We start from the raw sequence: 18231 nt of genomic DNA on the forward strand, positions 1-18231 counted from the left end.
CCTGTCAGAATTCGTCCCAACTGTCATTCGCAGGGGTAAACGCGGTCGCGCCGGCATGGTTGCTGACGCAGTCCAGATATTCGCAGCTTTTGTTCAACCCGCATCTGTCGGCATCCACCGCAAAAGCTCAACTGATAAAGCCCTTCTTCATCGCCTTGACGACGGCCTGGGTACGGTTGACGGCGTCGAGCTTCTTGCTGACATGGTTGAGATAGTGATTAACGGTGTGCTCGGACAATCCGAGGATTCCGGCAATCTCCGAGCTGGTTTTACCTGCTGCCGTCCAATTGAGGCATTGGATCTCGCGCTCCGACAGGGCGACGCTGGGATCCTTCCAGAACGAACCGATCTCCGTCAGACGGTTATAGACATGGATGGCGATCATCTGCAGTTCCATCATCGCAGTCATCGGCAGATCGATGCGTTTTCCCATCCAGATGACAGTGGCGCGGCTGCCGTCGGCGTCGTGAACCGGGAAATAATTGGCCTGGAAGATCCCGTGCTCCCGCAGCATCGCGATATATTCGTTTGTCTGCGCTGGCCTGCCGCATTCCTTCTCCCACTCCTCGACCGTCAACTGGAACGGCGTGGTGGTTTCGCGCAGCCGGCGGATGCCGGTGGAGTGCTTGAGGACGGAGATGCTGTCGTACTTGCTCATCAGGTCTGCCGGCATATTCGACAGGATGGAGGCGCTGGCCAGTTTCTCCGCATCGAAGGAGGGCACCATGCAGATGAGGAACGTCTTGAAGCCGAAAGCCAGCGTCGTTCTCTTCATATAGCGGATGGCGTCGAACTGCGTTTCCAGCGCAGCAATCTCGGAGGCGAAATCGCCGCCGCGCGGCTGCTCTTTTTCCGTCGATTCTGCCATCAGAGTATCGCGCATTCACAGTCTCCGCCGCACCGTCGCGTGCATTGCGTGGCGACCGGTCGTCCGCTTCCCCTGTAATGCACCCCACTCACCATGCCGGTTTTCCTGCTCGTATCCATAAATATCTTCTCAGTTGATCAGTCCGGCGCGTATCGCCTTCGCCACGGTCTGCACACGATTGACGGAATCAAGCTTGCGGGTTGCCCGGCTCAGATAGTGATTGACGGTATATTCGGAGAGATCCAGGATTTTCGCCATTTCGGTGGTGGTCTTGCCTGCTGCAGCCCAGTGCAGGCATTCGATCTCGCGGCGCGACAAGCCTCCGGGTGCCCGGTTGCGGATTTCCCCTATTTCGCTGAGGCGGCTGAACAGATAGGCGGCGACGAAGGTCAGTTCTTTCAGTTCGCCGGCGTTGACCACTTCGCGATCGCCGCCGAAGCCGACGGCACCGCAGGTTCCATGCACATCGTGAACCGGGATATAGACGCCGCGCCGCAGGTGGCCGCGTTCGAACAGGCTTAGCACGGCATTGCCCTTGCCATCCGGGCGCCGGCGTGAATCCAACTCCGTATCATAGGTGAATGGAATGGTGCTGCGGCGCAGCCGCTTGATGACCGGGCTGCCGGCCATCAAGCTGGCAGCATCGTAGCTGACCAGGAAATCCTTCGGCCAATTGGTCATGACCACCGATTCCGACAGGCTGCTGGAACTCCTGGCCGGAACGACCATGACCACAAAACCGTGAAATCCGTAGGCGTCCGTAACCTGCTCCAGCGCCTGACGGATATCCGCTTCCCGCGTCATTGTTCCAGCAATCCGCGGATCGGCGGAGAGCGCGATGGATGACAGATGCCCCCTGAAATCGACCATTTTCACTCTTCCAGACTCGCAGCCAGTGGCTCGACGTTCGCAAGAACCCATTCCGCTGCCGCTGACACCTTTCGTTTACCGGGCGATCCCGGCGAAGCCATTTCGAAGCGGCAAATCGAACGTCAGCAGGCACCGAATCCGATATGTTGAAGCTACAACTCCGCTTTCGCTACGTCCAGCCGATTTACCTAATTTAACCGTATAGACGTCGAAACTAACGCCCCGGTCCCAGCCGAACCTCCACATCCTCACTAATGGCCATCGCCGCCTGGCGGACAGGATGGGCCCAGATCTCAAGTTGTTCCATCGTCACCCGGTAAGCCGGGCCCGTCACGGAAATGCCAGCGACGAGATCGAAACCGGCATCGTGGATAGGAGCGGCAACACAGCGAATTTCCGTTTCGTGTTCTTCGCGATCGAAGGCATAGCCGCGCAGTCGCGCCTCGTCCAGATCACGTTTCAAGGAAGCAACGGAAAGATGTGTATTGGCGGTAAAGCAATGAAATGTCAGCTTATCCAGCGTCTCTGCGAGCCTGTCCACCGGCAGCACGGAAAGCGCCGCCTTGCCAAGCCCGGTGCAGTAAACGGGTGATGCATTGCCGATCTGAGATTCCATCCGGACCGTCTGACGGCTCTCGACCTTGTCGACATAGATGATTTCCGTGCCGCGCAGGACGCCCAAATGAACCGTCTCGCCGGTCTCTTCGTGCAGCTTGCGCAGATGCGGCGCCGCAACCGCCCGGAACTGATTTTTCGACCAGGACCGATAGGCGAATTTAAGGAGCCGCAGGCCCGGCTCATAGCAGAGATCGCGTCCCTGAACGAGAAGCCCCTCCTCGACCAGATGCGAGAGCTGGCGATGCAGGGTCCCGCGCGGCTGGTCCGACAAGGCGAGGATTTCGCTGAACCGAAGCGGCCTGTCCGACGTCACCACGGTTTCAAGCACGGAAAGAGCCTTGCCCAGCGTGCCGGTGCCGCTATTCTCAGTCCTTGGAGGAGAGGAGAGGCCTTCGCGATCCATGATTTCCGTTTCGTTTCACCGGTTCGCCGCTGACGCGATCTTGACAAGCGATCAGCGGCGGCGCGATAATTCCAAATAATAAGAGCTAGTTCCACATAATGGAACTATATGGATGCAATTGCAAGCCGGTTTTCGGGATGCGCGCATCAGGGAGAGCGAAACACGATGGCCTTGCCAGCCGCACAGTTTCACGACCTCAGGGGTCGTGGCGTCCTGATCACCGGCGGCGGCTCGGGCATCGGCGCAGCCCTGGTCGAGGGCTTTGCCCGGCAGGGCGCGCGGGTCGCCTTCATCGACATCGCCGAAGGGGAAAGCCGGGCTCTGGTGGAGCAGCTCGCACCCGATGTCGCGCACGCTCCGGTTTTCATTCGGGCCGATCTTCGAGACGCGCAGGCTCTCGCCTCCGTCGTCGATCAAGCAGTTGAAACGATCGGCTCACTCAGCGTTCTCGTCAACAATGCCGCGCGCGACGACCGGCAGCCGCTGGAGGACGTGACGGAAGCAAGCTGGGATGAAAGCCAGGCCGTCAATCTGCGGCACGTCTTCTTCATCAGCCAGGCCGCGGTGCCGCATATGCGCCGGGTCGGCGGCGGTTCGATCATCAATTTCTCGTCAATCGCCTTCATGCTCAACATGGGCGAGATCCCGGCCTATGCGACGGCCAAGGCCGGCATCGTCGGCCTGACCAAATCGCTTGCCGGCAGGCTCGGGCCGGAGAACATCCGCGTCAATGCGGTGCTGCCGGGCATGGTGGTGACCGAGCGGCAGAAGAAATTCTGGATAGACGACGCCGCAATTGCCGGCATGCTGGAGAAACAGTGCCTCAAGCACATGCTCGTCGCGGAGGATATGGTTGGGCCCTGCCTCTATCTTGCCTCCGACTGTTCGGCGCGGATGACGGCACAGACGATGATCATTGACGGAGGCGTATTTTAATGACGGCAGCATCCTATGCCGCGGTGGACTGGGGGACCTCGAGCTTCCGCCTGTGGATCATCAGCGAGAGCGGCGAAGTGCTTGCCGAACGCCGCAGCGGCGAAGGCATGACGACGGCGGCAAAGGCCGGCTTCTCACCGATCCTCGAAACGCATCTCGCCGCGGTTTCGGCACCGCCGCACCTGCCCGTGGTCATCTGTGGCATGGCCGGCGCGCGTCAGGGCTGGGTCGAAGCGGGTTATCTCGACACCCCTGCGCCCTTGACCGGCATCGTCAAGGCGGCGGTCACGGTGACCGACGCCAATCGCGATATCCGCATTCTCCCCGGCCTTGCCCAGCGCAGCGAGGCAGTGCCCGATGTCATGCGCGGCGAGGAAACGCAACTGCTCGGCGCCCTGTCGCGGCTCGCAAGCGGCAGCCATCTCGTCTGCATGCCCGGCACGCACAGCAAATGGGTGCGCGTCACCGGCGGGATCGTCGATGGGTTCTCGACCTTCATGACCGGCGAACTGTTCGATGTCATTGCCAAGCATTCGATCCTTAGTCACGCAGTTGCTGATGGCGGCTCCTTCGAAGCCGACGACCCCGAGTTTCTGGGCGCAGTCACAAAAGCCGCGAAAAGCCCGGCGCTAGCCACCAATCTGGTGTTTACCGTGCGCAGCGGCCAGTTGCTGCACGGCCTGACCGCTAAGGCCGCCAAGGCGCGGCTGTCTGGCACGTTGATCGGCCTTGAAATTGCCGGCGCACTCTCGACCGCCAAACCCGGCAGCGGCGTCTGTCTTGTCGCTTCAGGCGCGCTCGCGGGCCTTTATCAATCCGCCCTGTCGGCTCTCGACCTCAACCCTGTCATCATCGATGCCGATGAAGCCGTTCGCCATGGCCTTGCCGCCGCGGCCAACGCCATCTGGCCTGCCTGAAGAAAGAAACATCATGCACCGCATCCCCTTCCCGCCGATGAAGTATCCGCTGATCGCCATCCTGCGCGGGCTGAAGCCGGAGGAGACTCAGGGTGTCGTCGGCGCCCTGATCGGCGCCGGTTTCACCGCCATCGAAATTCCTCTCAACTCGCCGGACCCGTTCCGGTCGATCGAGATCGCCGTGAAAATGGCGCCAGCGGGCTGCCTGATCGGCGCGGGCACCGTGCTGACCACCGAACAGGTCGAACGGCTCGATGGCGTCGGCGGCAAGCTGATGGTGAGCCCCAATGTCGAAACGGACGTGATCGCGCTCGCAGCCGCCCGGGGCATGGTCACCATGCCCGGCGTCTTCACCCCGACCGAAGCGCTGGCCGCCGCCCATGCCGGGGCGACCGGGCTCAAGTTTTTCCCCGCCAGCGTGCTTGGGCCCTCGGGCATTTCGGCGATCCGCGCCGTGCTGCCGCCGGAACTTGAAATCGCCGCCGTCGGCGGCGTTTCGGAAGCCAATTTCGCCGACTACGCCAAGATCGGCGTGAAGAGCTTCGGCCTCGGCTCCAGCCTCTACAAGGCCGGCATGGACGCCGCCGAAGTGAGCAAGCGGGCGCAGACGACGATCAAGGCCTATGATGCGGTTTACGGAGCCTGACGATGAGCGAGACCATTGCCTTTTCCGGCAAGATTCTATGCGAGGCCGCACTTGAACTCGGTGAAGGTCCGACCTTCGACCCGGCCACCGGCACGGCCTGGTGGTTCAACATCAAGGGCAAGGAGTTGCATGAACTGCATCTGGAGAGCGGCCGGAAATCGGTTCATCCGTTGCCGTTTCTCGGCAGCGTGCTTGCGGTCATAGATCCGGACCGGCAATTGATCGTATCCGATCAGGGGCTGTTCGTTCGAGAAACGGCGACGGGCAATCTGACGCTGATGACAACCCTTGAACACAATGCAAAGAACCGCTCCAATGACGGGCGTGTTCACCCCTCGGGCAGCCTTTGGGTGAGCACGATGGCACGCGATGAGGCGAAGGATGCCGGAGCCATATACCACGTGGCACGAGGCAAGGTGACTCAGCTTTACGCGAACGTGACGATACCGAACAGCATCTGCTTCTCCCCGGACGGCACCGTCGCCTATTTCACGGACACCGCCATCAACCACCTGATGCGGGTCGACATCGATCCAGAGACAGGGCTGCCCACCGGCGACGCAAAGACGCTGAGTGACGAAACCGGCAGCCCGGGCGGCATTGACGGGTCCGTCTGCGACGCAGATGGGCTGATCTGGAACGCCCGTTACGGCGCCGGCGCCGTTGATGTCTATAAGCCCGATGGCGAAAAGATCGCCCGCTATGCCGTGCCGGCCACTCAGACCACATGCACTGCGTTCATCGGAGCAAAGGCCGATAGGCTTCTGGTGACATCGGCCAAACAGAACCTGTCGGAAGAGGCGCTGAAAGCCGACCCGAACGCCGGCAAAACCTTCGAACTGGGTGTCGCCGTGAAGGGCCGTTTCGAACCCGTCTACCGGCTCTGAAACTGCCGCGCGGAACCGGTTTCAGGCATCGCGGTAAAAAGTAATACAATTGACGCCATGCAAGGATCGCCTGACCCAAGGGAGTGCTCCGATGAGCGACGAGAAGAAAAAAGAACTGAGAAGCCGGCACTGGTACGGCGGCACCGACAAGGACGGGTTCATCCATCGTTCGTGGATGAAGAACCAGGGCTTTCCCGATCACGTCTTCGACGGGCGGCCGATCATCGGCATCTGCAACACCTGGTCGGAACTGACGCCCTGCAACAGCCATCTGCGCATTCTCGCCGAAGGCGTAAAGCGCGGCGTCTGGGAAGCCGGCGGCTTTCCGGTCGAATTCCCGGTTTCCTCGCTCGGCGAAACGCAGATGCGGCCGACGGCGATGCTGTTCCGCAACCTGCTCGCCATGGATGTCGAGGAAGCGATCCGCGCCTACGGTATCGACGGTGTCGTGCTGCTCGGCGGCTGCGACAAGACCACGCCCGGCCAGTTGATGGGCGCTGCCTCCGTCGACCTGCCGACCATCGTCGTTTCCTCCGGCCCGATGCTGAACGGCAAATGGAAGGGCAAGGATATCGGCTCTGGCACCGACGTCTGGAAATTCTCCGAGGACGTGCGCGGCGGCAAGATGAGCGTGCAGGAATTCATGGCGGCCGAAAGCGGCATGTCTCGATCCCCCGGCGTCTGCATGACCATGGGCACCGCGACCACGATGGCGTCTGTCGTCGAGGCGATGGGCCTGTCGCTGCCGACCAACGCGGCGCTTCCCGCGGTCGACGCCCGCCGCATGGCGCTTTCGCACATGACCGGCAAGCGCATCGTGCAGATGGTGCATGAGGACCTGCGCCTGTCGAAGGTGCTGACCAAGAAGAATTTCGAAAACGGCATCATCGCCAATGCCGCCGTCGGCGGTTCGACCAATGCGGTCGTACATCTGCTCGCCATCGCCGGCCGCGCCGGTGTCGATCTGACGCTCGAGGATTTCGACCGCGTCGGCGGCCAGATCCCCTGCATCGTCAACTGTATGCCGTCGGGCAAGTATCTCATCGAGGATCTTGCCTATGCCGGCGGCCTGCCCGCCGTCATGAACCGCATCCAGGACATGATGCATGCCGATGCCCCGACCGTCATGGGCGCGCCGATCTCCGAATACTGGAAGGATGCCGAAGTCTACAACGACGACGTCATTCGTCCGCTCGACAACCCGTTGCGCAAGGCCGCAGGCATCCGCGTGCTCAAGGGCAACCTTGCCCCGAACGGCTCCGTCATCAAGCCGTCGGCCGCCAGCGAGCACCTGCTCACCCATGAAGGGCCGGCCTATGTGTTCGAGACCGTCGAGGACCTGAAGGCGAAGATCGACGATCCGGACCTGCCGGTGACGGAGGACACGATCCTGGTGCTCAAGGGCTGCGGCCCGAAGGGTTATCCGGGCATGGCGGAAGTCGGCAACATGCCGATCCCGCGCCGGCTCGTCGAAAAGGGCGTGCGCGACATGGTCCGCATTTCCGACGCCCGCATGTCCGGCACGGCCTTCGGCACCGTGGTGCTGCATGTCAGCCCCGAGGCCAATGCCGGCGGGCCGCTCGCCATCGTCAAGACCGGCGACCGCATCCACCTTGATGCGACGAAGGGTGAGCTCAATCTCCTGATCAGCGACGAAGAGTTCGCCGCGCGCATGGCCGCCTGGAAGGCGCCCGAACAGAAATGGACGCGCGGCTACTACAAGCTCTACCACGACACCGTGCTGCAGGCCGACAAGGGCGCAGACTTGGACTTCCTGGTCGGGGCGAGCGGCAGCGAAGTCTTCCGCGAAAGCCACTGATCGGATCAGGTGCGTGAACACGAAGAGAGCCGGGGGCATCGCCCGGCGCCTGACTTAAATGTGGAAGCTTTCTGTCGCAAAAGTCGACCGCAAAAGGCCTACTTTCGCGATGGACTTTTGCGACTGAAATTTTCGAGACTTTTCAGAAATGCCGATCTTGTCGTGAATGTCAGGATTTTTGCGACTGAACAGCAGCTTTGCGGGACAAAGCGGACCTTGCTTCTGGGTCAGGTCAGCTCAGCTCTTTCAATCCGGTCGGTGTCTCGATGAGCGCCCGGTAACAGACTTTGGGGGCCTGGACGATCACAGGCGGATGCTCGATGGCGAGTTCGCGATAAAGCGCCTCGATGGCGGTCGAGTCTGGATGTTCAAGGGTGAGCGAACGAAGGCGCGCACCCAGATCAGGAATTGAGGCCATCGAGGTGGGGTCGCCTCGGTGGTCGATGATCGAGGGGGCCACGCCGTCCAGGGGAAGCGAGCCATCCTTGGGGATGGTGAAAGCGAAAGTCGGGTTCACGGTCGGAAGAGGAACCTTGTCGCCGAAGATCGCGCCGTGGGTTGAAAGAACGGAATCAATTGCATCCGTGTTGGCAACCCACCCTCGCAGGCGACGACCTTCATTCCAGTCCGATCTGACTTTTTCCTGATTGTCGAGACCGAACCAACGAGGCCGGCCAGGCTCTATTCCCTCCGGGTCGAGGGCTACGATCTCCAGATAAACAGAGTTTCCAAGCTGAAGCCGGTGATTGTGGGTGCCCATGTAGTCGTGACGAGTCCCGAAAGGCACGTCGAGGTCGAGGCAATTTTGGACGTGCGAAACCCCTTCGATCAGCGTTGGGGCTATCACGGTGAGGTGGTCAAGCTTCAGCAAGTGCGGCGAACTCCAATGCTGTCCAGAGATTCCATACGATCCAACTTACCGCGAAAAGCAAGGGCAGCTATGGGCTCAAAGCTGCTGTCGCAAAAATCCCGATTAAAGCGAGAGTTTTGCGATTGAATTTCGCGACGCCGCAAAATCAAACTTTTGCGACAATCGCGCTGGCAAATTCTCCCATTAAAATATCTTCAGCAAAATAAGCCGCGCGCATCGCCTTGTTATAAAGCGCCTCCAGCGCTCTACCGCAATCCGATTTAAGTTAGGACGCCGGGGGCATCGCTCGGTTTTCTTTTACGCGCAACCAGTCCGAGCCAAAATCTGCGACCGCCAACCTCTCATCGGTTTGCGCCGGCATCGACACGTTCGACAAAGAGCGGCGCAAAAGTTCCATCACGCGTTGCATATTTTTTAAGGAACCACTCAACGCCTTGAACGTTTCCTTGATATCACCGGTGCGGCGGAGACGTTTGAACCCCGCGCCCTGATCGACAAAGAACGAAAAGGTAGGTTTGACATGACCAGGAAACTCGTAGCTTCCGTCGCCGCAGGCGCACTTTTTGCAGGCGTAACCGCTTTTGCGCCACTCGGCTTCGCACAGGACACCACCCAGCCGCAGACCATGGAAACCCAGCCGATGACCAGCGAACAGCCGGCCGACGCGATGAAAAAGCCTATAGATCAGGCAGCGCAGGCACCTGCCTCAGGCTCCGGTTACCTGACCGAGCAGGCTGAGGGCCAGATCGCCGCCAGCACCTATATCGGCCAGCCGGTCTACAACGCTGCCGATGAGAGCGTCGGCGAGATCAACGACGTGATCTTTACCAAGGACGGCTCGGTTGAGGCCGCCGTGATCGGCGTTGGCGGCTTCCTTGGCATCGGCGAAAAGAACGTCGCCGTGCCGCTCGACACCATCACGGTTACCGAGGTTCCGAATTCCGCCGATCTGAAGCTGACCACGCAGGAAACTGCCGACACGCTGCAGGCCGCGCCTGAATTCAAGACCAAGGCGCAGCTGGTAGCGGAGCAGAATGTCAATGCCCCGGTCGATACGACCACCACGTCGTCCACGGCGCCGGCAACGGACTTGCCAGTTGAACAGCCCGCGACCAACAACTAATCGGGCTTACGGTTTGATCACATGAAACGGCGACGCGCGAGTGCCGCCGTTTCAGCATTCAAAACAAGACGCCATAGCGCAGCGCATCATAGATGCCGGCGTGAATGTTGCGGCTGGCCACAGCATCACCGATGCGAAACAGATCGAACGCCCCGTCCGGATTTCGCACCCGGATCGGGTTTTCCTGACGGATCAGCGCCTTGTAATCCACCGCGCCCAGATTGCGCGACAGCGGTTTCAGCTCAAGATAGAGATCGGCCATCGGCAGAGTCCCGTGCTCGACCACGACCTGCGCGACGCGCCGCTCGACCGAGGCAGTTTCCGAAAAATCCGATCCAAGCACGGCCACCAACTGGTTGCCCTCGCGGCGGACCGACTTCAGCCGCGTGTTGATTGTCACCCGGACATTCTTCTCGGCAAAGGCCTTGGCATAGGGCACATGGTTCATGCCGCCGATTTCCGGCGCAAACATGCGTTCGGGCGAGACGATTTCCAATTCGGCTCCGGTTGCCGCGATCATTTCCGCCGCCGTCATCCCGGTGTGCGCTCCATTATCGTCGTAGAGCAGGACCGGCCCCTCGGGCTTGATCGCACCGGCGATGATATCCCAACTCGAGACCACCAACTCATCACCCGCCTCAAGAACCGGATTCTGCGCAATGCCGCCGGTGGCGATCACGACCAGATCGGGCTTGCGTTCGAGGACATCGCTTGCCTCGGCAAAGACATTGTAGCGGACGGGAACGCCGAGCCGTTCGAGTTCGGACAGGCGCCAATCGACGATGCCGATCATTTCCCTGCGGCGTGGATTGCGGGCTGCGAGAAGAATTTGCCCGCCGGCGTCTCCGGTCGCCTCCAGAACTTCGACGGAATGCCCGCGCTCGGCAAGCACCCGCGCCGCTTCCAGTCCGGCCGGTCCCGCGCCGACGACGACGGCTTTGCGAATGGGCCCGGTCGTTTTCGAGATCACATGCGGAATGGTCGCCTCGCGGCCCGTCGCCGCATTGTGAATACAGAGCGCGCCGCCGCCCTCATAGATACGGTCGAGACAGTAGGTCGCGCCGACGCAAGGACGGATCTGGCTTTCGCGGCCCTCGATGATCTTCTTGACGATGTGCGGATCGGCGATATGGGCGCGGGTCATGCCGACCATGTCGAGCTTGCCCTCGGCGATCGCATGGCGGGCGGTGGCAACATCGGCGATGCGGGCTGCGTGGAAGACCGGGAATTTCGTCGCCGCGCGGACCTCGCCTGCGAAGTCCAGATGCGGCGCTGACGCCATGCCCTGGATCGGGATGACATTGGTCAGATGCGCGTCGTGATCGATATGGCCGCGGATGATATTGAGGAAATCGACCCTGCCGGAACCGGCGAGCCGTCTGGCGATCTCGACGCCCTCCTCCTTCGAAAGGCCGATGTCCCATTGCTCGTCGGCCACCATGCGGATGCCGACGATGAAATCCGGACCGACGGCCTTGCGCACGGCGTCCAGCACCATGTTCGAGAAGCGCATGCGGTTTTCAAGCGAGCCGCCATAGTCATCGTCACGGTGATTGGTCGCCGGTGACCAGAAGCCGTCCATCAGGTGGCCATAAGCCTCGATCTCGATGCCATCGAGACCCGCCGCCTGCATGCGTTGCGCAGCACTTGCATAGTCGCCGATGATACGCTCGATATCCCAGTCCTCGATCTCCTTGGGAAAGGTGCGGTGCGCCGCCTCTCGAACCGGCGAGGCACTGAGAACCGGCAGCCAGTCACCCTTGTTCCAGCCGGTGCGGCGGCCGAGATGGGTCAGTTGGATCATCACCGCGGCGCCGTGCTCGTGACAGTCCTCGGTGATCTTCTTCAGCCAGGGCACGATCTCGTCGGAATAGGCATAGAGATTGCCGAAGGCAGGCGGCGAATCCTCCGAGACGATCGCCGAGCCCGCCGTCATCGTCAGCGCAATGCCGCCCTTGGCCTTTTCGACATGGTAAAGCCGGTAGCGGTCCTTCGGCATGCCGTCTTCGGAATAGGCAGGCTCATGCGCGGTCGACATGATCCGGTTTTTCAGCGTCAGGTGCTTCAACTGGTACGGCTGGAGCAGCGGGTCTTTCGTAGGGGTCATTCTGTTTCCCTGGGAGGATTTATGCCAGGCTTAATACCACGCATCGGCCATGCTGTTCTTGCGTCTCGCCATATAATCCGTCAGCGCCTCGTCGATTGCCACGTCCAGAGGCGGCGCTTCGTATTCGGCGAGCGTCTTTTTCCAGCGCCTGTTGGCGCGCGTCGCCATGTCGGTCGAGCCGCCCTCTTCGCTCCACTTCTCGAAGGGCTCGTTGTCCGAGAGCGCCGAATCCCAGAAGGCCGTCTGGTAGTTGCGCATCGTATGATCGCAGCCGAGGAAGTGGCTGCCCGGACCGACTTGCAGGAAGGCATCCATAGCAAGCGAGTTGTCATCGACAACGACGCCCGCGAGATAGGAATGCAGAGCGCCGCAGAAATCCGTGTCCATGACGAATTTCTCGTAGGACATGGCAAGCAAGCCATCGAGGAAGCCGGCCGAATGCAGAATGAAATTGGCGCCGCAATGCACCGCCGACATCATCGACATGACACCTTCCTGCATCGCTTGCGCATCCGGCCGCTTGGAGTTGGAGAAGTTGCCGGCGCAGCGCAGCGGCAGCTTCAGCCGGCGCGCGAGTTGCCCGATCACCATCGAGCCGATGGCGGGTTCCGGGGTACCGAAGGTGGGCGAGCCCGAGCGCAATGACATCGAGGAGAGGAAGTTGCCGAAAATGACCGGCGCGCCCTTCCGTTCGAGCTGCGTCAGCGCACAGCCGGCCAACGTTTCGGCATAGGATTGCGCGATCGCGCCCGCATTGGTGACCGGCCCCATGGCGCCGCCGAGGATGAACGGCACGATGACCGCGGCCTGGTTGGCGCGGGCGTAGGCGCGCAACGACTTCGTCATCGTCCCGTCCCAGACGAGCGGCGAGTTGACGTTGACGTTGCCGAGGATCACGCAGTGACGATCGACGAAATCGCGGCCGAAAACGAGGCGCGCCATGTCGATGGAATCCTCCGCGCGGTCCTCGGCCGTAATCGAGCCCATGAAGGCGCGGTCGGAATATTTGATATGGCTGTAGACCATATCGAGATGGCGCTTGTTGACCGGCACATCGACCGGCTCGCAGATCGTGCCGCCGGAATGGTGCAGCCAGGGGCTCGATTGGGCGAGCTTGATGAAATTGCGAAAATCCTCCAGCGTGCCGTAGCGGCGGCCCTTGTCGAGATCCATCACGAAGGGCGAGCCGTAGGCCGGGGAAAAGACGACGTTGCTGCCGCCGATCTCGACGTTGCGGGTCGGGTTGCGCGCATGCTGGGTGAACTGCGAAGGCGCGGTCGAAACGATCTCGTTCAGCATGCCCGGCTCGAAGCGCACGAGCACGCCTTCGACCTTGGCGCCTGCCCGCTTCCAATGGTCGAGCGATGCCGGATCGTCGCGAAACTCGATACCGACCTCAGACAGGATCCGGTCGGCAACGCGCTCGATCTTGACGAGATTTTCCTCACCCAGGATATCGTAGGTCGGAATGTTGCGGACGATGTAGGGAACGCCCGCAATCTTTGCCGCATTGTCGCGCCGGGCCGGGCGCGCCGGGCGTGTGCGTCTTGCCGGTTCTGCTTCTGCCACGAGCGTTTCCATCCGTTGCCTCCCCCGGCTGCCTTCCATTGTCTCAGTCGAGGCTACTGGTGAAAAAGGCCATTGTAACGCTGGAAAAATTCAACACATGATATAAGCTGAATTTATGGAAACCCTGCGCCGCCTGCTCCCCTCCGCTTCCAGCCTGATCGTCTTCGAGGCGGCCGGCCGCCACCAGAATTTCACCCGCGCCGCCAATGAGTTGGCAATGACGCAGGCCGCCGTCTCCTATGCCATTCGCGGCCTTGAAGACCAGCTTGGCGTGCCGCTGTTTCACCGGGTTCACCGTGCCGTGCAATTGACGGAAGCCGGAGAGAAGTTCCATGCCGACGTATCGCTTGGTCTGTCGCGGATTCAGAAGTCGGCCGAGGATATCCGCGCGAAGCGGCGCGAGAGCAATGTGACGCTTGCCGCCTCGACCGCATTCGCCTCGATGTGGATGCTGCCGCGGCTGACGAAGCTGCGCGAGGACCTGCCCGAAATCGACCTCAGGATCCAGACCAGCGTGCGCGATCTCGATCTGGAGGAAGAGCCGATCCCGCTCGGCGTGCGCGGCGGCGGCGATCCGGCAAACTGGCCGCGCTATCATACGGCCCTGCTTGCGCCGGAGGTGATCAGCGCCGTGGCGTCGCCCGCCTTCGTCGAGGCTCACGGCATGCCGCAGCGTCCCGCCGACCTTTTGAAACACCCGCTGATCCATCTGGAAGAGCCGGTCAGGCGCGCCTATAGCTGGCAGGAGTGGTTTGCCAGCGCCGGGGTATCCTATCCGGCCCAGTCGAGGCGGTTGACGCTCAACGACTATGTGCTCGTCATCCAGGCGGTGCTTGCCGGCGAAGGCATCGCGCTCGGCTGGAACCATCTGATCGAGCGGCAGGTTCGCTCAGGCGCGCTTATCCCGGTCGGCAATCATGTGCTGAAGACGGATCTGGCGTTCTACGTGGTCTGGCCGCGCTCGCGCGAACTCAACCACCAGGCCCGGCGGGTGCGCGACTGGCTCCTTGCGGAAGGGGGCCGGGAAATGCTGGACAGCGAAGGCGGCAGGCCTCAGATGGCGACGGACATCGTCGGCGTGGGTTCCTGATATTTTTCCGCGAGATAGCGGAGAGTCGTCACCGAGTCGGCGGGTTTTCCATAGAAATATCCCTGCCCCATGCCGCAGCCGAGACCCTTCAGCTTCGATGCTTCGGCCAAATCCTCGATGCCCTCGGCAACCACTTCGAGATTGAGACCGTCGCACATGGCGATGATCGCCTTGACGATATGTTCCGACGCGCGGTCGGCGGCGATGCGCGAGACGAAGGCGCGGTCGACCTTGACCTTGTCGAAGGAGAAATCGCGCAGGCGGCCGAGGCTGGATTGCCCGGTGCCGAAATCATCGAGCGAAATGCGCACGCCGGCGGCCCTGAGTTCAGTGACGATCTTCTGAGCCACGTCGGCATCGGTCATCACGGCGGTTTCGGTGATTTCCAGCTCCAGGCGACGAGGGTCGAGGCCGACGCGATTGATGATCGCCAACACGTTGGCACTTGTCGACGGGTCCATCAGTTGCGCCGAAGACAGGTTGAACGACAGGAAGAGTTCCTTCGGCCACTGCAGTGCGGTCTCGGCTGCCTTGCGCAGCAGCGTTTCCGAGAGGGCATCGATGAAGCCGCGCTCTTCGGCGAGCGGCACGAAGACGGCCGGAGAAACGTAGCCGAGATCCGGATCGCACCAGCGCGCCAAAGCCTCGAAACCGACCACCGTGTCCGTCTTCAGATTGACAATCGGCTGGAAATGCACATCGACCTCATCGGCGATGATGGCGTTGCGCAGCGCCTGCTCGAGTTGCGTCGCGCGCTTCATCTCCTGGGCGATTTCCTGGGAATAGACGGTGATCTGTCCGCGGCCGCGGCGCTTCGAGCGATAAAGCGCCGTGTCGGCGCTCTTCAAGAGATCCTCGAATTCCTCGCCGGCGAAGGGATAGACGGCAAAACCGAAGGAGGCAGACAGACGGACGTTGCGCTCGCCGAGATCGAAAGGGGCCGACAGCACCTCCTTCAGCATGTTGCCGACCTTCTCGGCGGCCTTGCGCTCGAACACCAGCGGCAGCACGAAGGCGAACTCGTCGCCACCGGCGCGAATGACGGTCGCACCATCGGGAACGCAGGCGAGCAGCCGGTTGGCGACCTGGCAGAGGATTTCATCGCCGGCATGCGGCCCGAAGAGATCGTTGATCGGCTTGAACCCGTCGAGATTGGCAAGGCCGATGGTAAAGGGCGCGGGGTCGCTGGCGCGGTCGGCGGCGATCTGGCGCACCTTGTCGCGCAGCCTGTATGAATTGCCAAGACCGGTCAGCGGATCGGTGTAGGCCATGGCATGCAGATCATTCTGGTTTATGTGCTGAGACGATGTTTCAGCAGAATTCATATCGCATTCCCGGGATTGGCTCTAAGGCATTGTCAGGAATAGACGATGGACAGCGAGGGTTAAGATTTCGAAAGCATCGACTGACCAGTTTCCACAGTGCCCTCCCCAATTCTTGGGAGTTGACACCGAATATCGGTAAAATCTGTCCTGCGCCCTCCCTTCCCCGGTCATTCATGCCTGCTCGAACCGGGTACGGACTTCAGCCTGCCATACGTTCGGGTCTGGTGACCACGAACTTGCGGTAGACGGCCTCTATCATGTCCGGACTGATCGGCTTGGTGATGTGATCGTCCATGCCCGCCGCTTTGCTCTGTTCGATATCGATATCGAGCGCCTGGGACGTCACGGCGATGATCGGCGTTTGGAAGGCGGCCGATTTTTCAGCCGCGCGGATCGCTCGCGCCGCATCGAAGCCGTTCATGACCGGCATGGAAACATCCATCAGGACGAGATTCGGCCGGTATTGCTGCCAGAGCCGCACAGCCTCCTCGCCATTGGCCGCGATGCGGTAGGATATGCCGAGGCCTTCAAGGATCTGGGCAAAGACGAACTGGTTGATTTCGTTGTCTTCGGCGACCACGACTTCGACTTCCGGCACAAGCCTGGCGGCAAGCCCGATATCCGGCACGATGATGTCCCAATCGGCCGGGGCACCGGCCCCATCCGCAGCACCACCGCCCGATCCTTCGCCGCAAAGCGCAAGGATGCTTGCGCGCAGCTCGGATGCCTTCCAATTCCTTGCCAGCTGCAAGGATGGCGATGCCTTCCAGTTGGCGATGACGTCCTGCGCCCCAGCCATCGCGCCGTCGACGATCAGTGCTGCAATCTCAATACCGCGCGCCGCGCAAACGTCCCTGAACGCTGTGAGTTCCGCTTTGTTTCTGACCGCACATGCATCGAGGCCCCATCGGCGCAATTGCGGGACAAGGTTCTGCTCGAGAGCAGCCGTCGGGGTCATCAGCAGCACCCGGTGCCTGATCGCGGAAATCGGCTCGATGATCGCACCGGCTTCGACGAGGTGCTGCATATCGATCGATCGGAACGGGTCGTAGCAATTCTGGGCCGGGGTAAAGGCGCTGTAATCCCTGACTTCCAGCGGTGACCGACCTGACGCGACGCTGTCAAGGTCGTTGTAACCGACGACGAGATCGGTCACATCGTTCATGCAGGTGACGAGCAGATATTTTCCCGGGCCGCCGACGCGGAACTTGCAGGTGACGACCCAGAGATCCTCTCCGTCGGCCTGGACAATCTGCTCGGGCAAGGAATGGATGTCTCCGCTTTCCAGCGTCGCGCGGTCGGAGCGCTCGAATTTTTCGGCAAGTTCCGGTTCCAGCAGGTCCCAGACGGAGCGCCCGAGGATGGCATCGGCCGTCATGCCGTGGATGGCGCAGAATGCCTTGTTGACGGCCACATAGTTCAAGTTGCGGTCTTTCACGCAGATCGGATTGGGCAGGCAATCGAGGATGCCCTCGGTCAGCTCGACCCGTTCGAGATCGAGCTGCATCTGCTCTTCGCGCTTTTTCTGCTCGGAGACATCGCTGATCCAGACGATGCCGAGGCCGTTGGAGAGTCGCCGCTTACGCAGGCTGATCCAGCGGTGGCGGCCGATGCGCTCCACCGCTTCGAAGCGCTCGCGCCAATGGTGGGAAAGATGCTCCGAAATCCATTCGTCGCGATTGGCATGCCTGCGGCTCGTTTCCGGCGCGGTGCCGTTGCGGACGCCGGAATCGAAGATGGCGCCGAGGAAATCCTTGAGCCGCGTTCCGGTTTCCAGGAACTGCGCCGGGATGGGATAGAACTGAAGGATGGGTCGGCTTGCAAAAATGATCTCGTCGTTCTTGTCGCAGACAAGAATAGCCAGGCCGAGCGCGTCAGACGTCGCTTCGAGCACCGATTTCTGGATGTTCGCGCCGAAAGACGCTACATCAATCATTACATAGCCCTCATATAACCTTGGCGGCTTCTTTTTCCGGACATGCTGACGAACGTGCCTCTTTGTGGGCCGTATTTGGGATGAAAGCCTTGGGCGGCCAGCTGCGCCACAAGAACCAAATGACAAAACCCGTGCTCATTCAGGTTCTTGGCGAAAGTCGCAGCTTTGTATTAAGGCCTGATTAAACCCGCCTGACATTATCGGGCACACCGCCTTGGATTACATCCGGGGATAGAACGCGCGACG

Annotated in this window: 15 protein-coding genes; 7 read left to right on the forward strand and 8 right to left on the reverse strand. The window is 61.2% G+C overall.

The genetic code is table 11. The features are described from left to right. Positions 1–127: 127 nt before the first annotated feature. The 3 genes from ACSQ3F_RS01775 to ACSQ3F_RS01785 all read right to left on the reverse strand — a co-directional run bounded on the left by ACSQ3F_RS01775 (position 128) and on the right by ACSQ3F_RS01785 (position 2759). Positions 128–883, reverse strand: coding sequence for a helix-turn-helix transcriptional regulator (locus ACSQ3F_RS01775; protein ID WP_436098637.1), 756 nt, complete (start codon positions 881–883; stop codon positions 128–130). A gap of 114 nt (positions 884–997) precedes the next feature. After that, a complete protein-coding gene (locus ACSQ3F_RS01780; RefSeq protein WP_436098638.1) occupies positions 998–1738 on the reverse strand; it encodes a helix-turn-helix transcriptional regulator in 741 nt (246 codons plus the stop codon). Between the two features lie 214 nt (positions 1739–1952). After that, positions 1953–2759, reverse strand: a complete 807-nt coding sequence (locus tag ACSQ3F_RS01785; RefSeq protein ID WP_436098639.1) for an IclR family transcriptional regulator — start codon at positions 2757–2759, stop codon at positions 1953–1955. A 165-nt stretch (positions 2760–2924) separates the two neighbouring features. Here ACSQ3F_RS01785 and ACSQ3F_RS01790 point away from each other — a divergent pair, with 165 nt between their 5' ends. From ACSQ3F_RS01790 to ACSQ3F_RS01810, 5 genes are all read left to right on the forward strand, one after another. Beyond that, entirely contained in the window at positions 2925–3695 is a 771-nt protein-coding gene (locus ACSQ3F_RS01790; protein WP_436098640.1) for an SDR family NAD(P)-dependent oxidoreductase, read from the forward strand. Beyond that, positions 3695–4612, forward strand: a complete 918-nt coding sequence (locus ACSQ3F_RS01795; RefSeq protein WP_436098641.1) for a 2-dehydro-3-deoxygalactonokinase — start codon at positions 3695–3697, stop codon at positions 4610–4612. Before ACSQ3F_RS01790 ends, ACSQ3F_RS01795 begins: the two co-directional genes overlap by 1 nt. Positions 4613–4625: 13 nt before the next feature. Then, positions 4626–5258, forward strand: a complete 633-nt coding sequence (locus ACSQ3F_RS01800; RefSeq protein ID WP_436098642.1) for a 2-dehydro-3-deoxy-6-phosphogalactonate aldolase — start codon at positions 4626–4628, stop codon at positions 5256–5258. 2 nt (positions 5259–5260) lie between these two features. Continuing rightward, positions 5261–6145 (forward strand): SMP-30/gluconolactonase/LRE family protein, encoded by an 885-nt coding sequence (locus ACSQ3F_RS01805; RefSeq protein ID WP_436098643.1) that lies wholly within the window; start codon positions 5261–5263, stop codon positions 6143–6145. A 91-nt stretch (positions 6146–6236) separates the two neighbouring features. Then, complete coding sequence (locus ACSQ3F_RS01810) at positions 6237–7964, forward strand: IlvD/Edd family dehydratase (protein WP_436098644.1); 1728 nt, start codon at positions 6237–6239, stop codon at positions 7962–7964. A gap of 232 nt (positions 7965–8196) precedes the next feature. Here ACSQ3F_RS01810 and ACSQ3F_RS01815 read toward each other — a convergent pair whose 3' ends face one another. Next, positions 8197–8835 carry a VOC family protein gene (locus tag ACSQ3F_RS01815; RefSeq protein ID WP_436098645.1) on the reverse strand — a complete coding sequence of 213 codons (639 nt, stop codon included), beginning with the start codon at positions 8833–8835 and terminating at the stop codon, positions 8197–8199. Between the two features lie 520 nt (positions 8836–9355). Here ACSQ3F_RS01815 and ACSQ3F_RS01820 point away from each other — a divergent pair. After that, entirely contained in the window at positions 9356–9958 is a 603-nt protein-coding gene (locus ACSQ3F_RS01820) for a PRC-barrel domain-containing protein (protein ID WP_436098646.1), read from the forward strand. Positions 9959–10016: 58 nt separating this feature from the next. Here ACSQ3F_RS01820 and ACSQ3F_RS01825 read toward each other — a convergent pair whose 3' ends face one another. Both ACSQ3F_RS01825 and ACSQ3F_RS01830 read right to left on the reverse strand, forming a co-directional pair. Next, positions 10017–12065, reverse strand: a complete 2049-nt coding sequence (locus ACSQ3F_RS01825; protein WP_436098647.1) for an FAD-dependent oxidoreductase — start codon at positions 12063–12065, stop codon at positions 10017–10019. A 30-nt stretch (positions 12066–12095) separates the two neighbouring features. Further along, positions 12096–13646: a trimethylamine methyltransferase family protein gene (locus tag ACSQ3F_RS01830; protein WP_436098648.1), complete on the reverse strand. Its 1551-nt coding sequence runs from the start codon at positions 13644–13646 to the stop codon at positions 12096–12098. A gap of 103 nt (positions 13647–13749) precedes the next feature. Between ACSQ3F_RS01830 and ACSQ3F_RS01835 the strand changes: the two genes are divergently transcribed. Then, complete coding sequence (locus ACSQ3F_RS01835) at positions 13750–14724, forward strand: LysR substrate-binding domain-containing protein (protein WP_436098649.1); 975 nt, start codon at positions 13750–13752, stop codon at positions 14722–14724. On the opposite strand, the gene ACSQ3F_RS01840 is transcribed toward ACSQ3F_RS01835, so the two are convergent. Together ACSQ3F_RS01840 and ACSQ3F_RS01845 are read right to left on the reverse strand one after the other, a co-directional pair. Beyond that, complete coding sequence (locus tag ACSQ3F_RS01840) at positions 14688–16049, reverse strand: putative bifunctional diguanylate cyclase/phosphodiesterase (protein ID WP_436098650.1); 1362 nt, start codon at positions 16047–16049, stop codon at positions 14688–14690. The two genes, ACSQ3F_RS01835 and ACSQ3F_RS01840, sit on opposite strands and share 37 nt — an antisense overlap. 199 nt (positions 16050–16248) lie before the next feature. After that, positions 16249–17985, reverse strand: coding sequence for a response regulator (locus ACSQ3F_RS01845; RefSeq protein WP_436098651.1), 1737 nt, complete (start codon positions 17983–17985; stop codon positions 16249–16251). Positions 17986–18231: the final 246 nt, after the last annotated feature.

It is taken from the genome of Pararhizobium sp. LjRoot238, assembly GCF_964252955.1.
GTDB lineage: Bacteria > Pseudomonadota > Alphaproteobacteria > Rhizobiales > Rhizobiaceae > Pararhizobium.

Excerpts from the sequence above, each read along its gene's own strand:
- ACSQ3F_RS01785 (WP_436098639.1), bottom strand. The coding sequence starts at position 2,759 with ATGGATCGCGAAGGCCTCTCCTCTCCTCCAAGGACTGAGAATAGCGGC.
- ACSQ3F_RS01840 (WP_436098650.1), bottom strand. The coding sequence starts at position 16,049 with ATGAATTCTGCTGAAACATCGTCTCAGCACATAAACCAGAATGATCTG.
- ACSQ3F_RS01810 (WP_436098644.1), top strand. The coding sequence starts at position 6,237 with ATGAGCGACGAGAAGAAAAAAGAACTGAGAAGCCGGCACTGGTACGGC.
- ACSQ3F_RS01830 (WP_436098648.1), bottom strand. The coding sequence starts at position 13,646 with ATGGAAACGCTCGTGGCAGAAGCAGAACCGGCAAGACGCACACGCCCG.
- ACSQ3F_RS01795 (WP_436098641.1), top strand. The coding sequence starts at position 3,695 with ATGACGGCAGCATCCTATGCCGCGGTGGACTGGGGGACCTCGAGCTTC.
- ACSQ3F_RS01790 (WP_436098640.1), top strand. The coding sequence starts at position 2,925 with ATGGCCTTGCCAGCCGCACAGTTTCACGACCTCAGGGGTCGTGGCGTC.
- ACSQ3F_RS01835 (WP_436098649.1), top strand. The coding sequence starts at position 13,750 with ATGGAAACCCTGCGCCGCCTGCTCCCCTCCGCTTCCAGCCTGATCGTC.
- ACSQ3F_RS01805 (WP_436098643.1), top strand. The coding sequence starts at position 5,261 with ATGAGCGAGACCATTGCCTTTTCCGGCAAGATTCTATGCGAGGCCGCA.
- ACSQ3F_RS01825 (WP_436098647.1), bottom strand. The coding sequence starts at position 12,065 with ATGACCCCTACGAAAGACCCGCTGCTCCAGCCGTACCAGTTGAAGCAC.
- ACSQ3F_RS01800 (WP_436098642.1), top strand. The coding sequence starts at position 4,626 with ATGCACCGCATCCCCTTCCCGCCGATGAAGTATCCGCTGATCGCCATC.
- ACSQ3F_RS01820 (WP_436098646.1), top strand. The coding sequence starts at position 9,356 with ATGACCAGGAAACTCGTAGCTTCCGTCGCCGCAGGCGCACTTTTTGCA.
- ACSQ3F_RS01775 (WP_436098637.1), bottom strand. The coding sequence starts at position 883 with ATGCGCGATACTCTGATGGCAGAATCGACGGAAAAAGAGCAGCCGCGC.
- ACSQ3F_RS01845 (WP_436098651.1), bottom strand. The coding sequence starts at position 17,985 with ATGATTGATGTAGCGTCTTTCGGCGCGAACATCCAGAAATCGGTGCTC.
- ACSQ3F_RS01780 (WP_436098638.1), bottom strand. The coding sequence starts at position 1,738 with ATGGTCGATTTCAGGGGGCATCTGTCATCCATCGCGCTCTCCGCCGAT.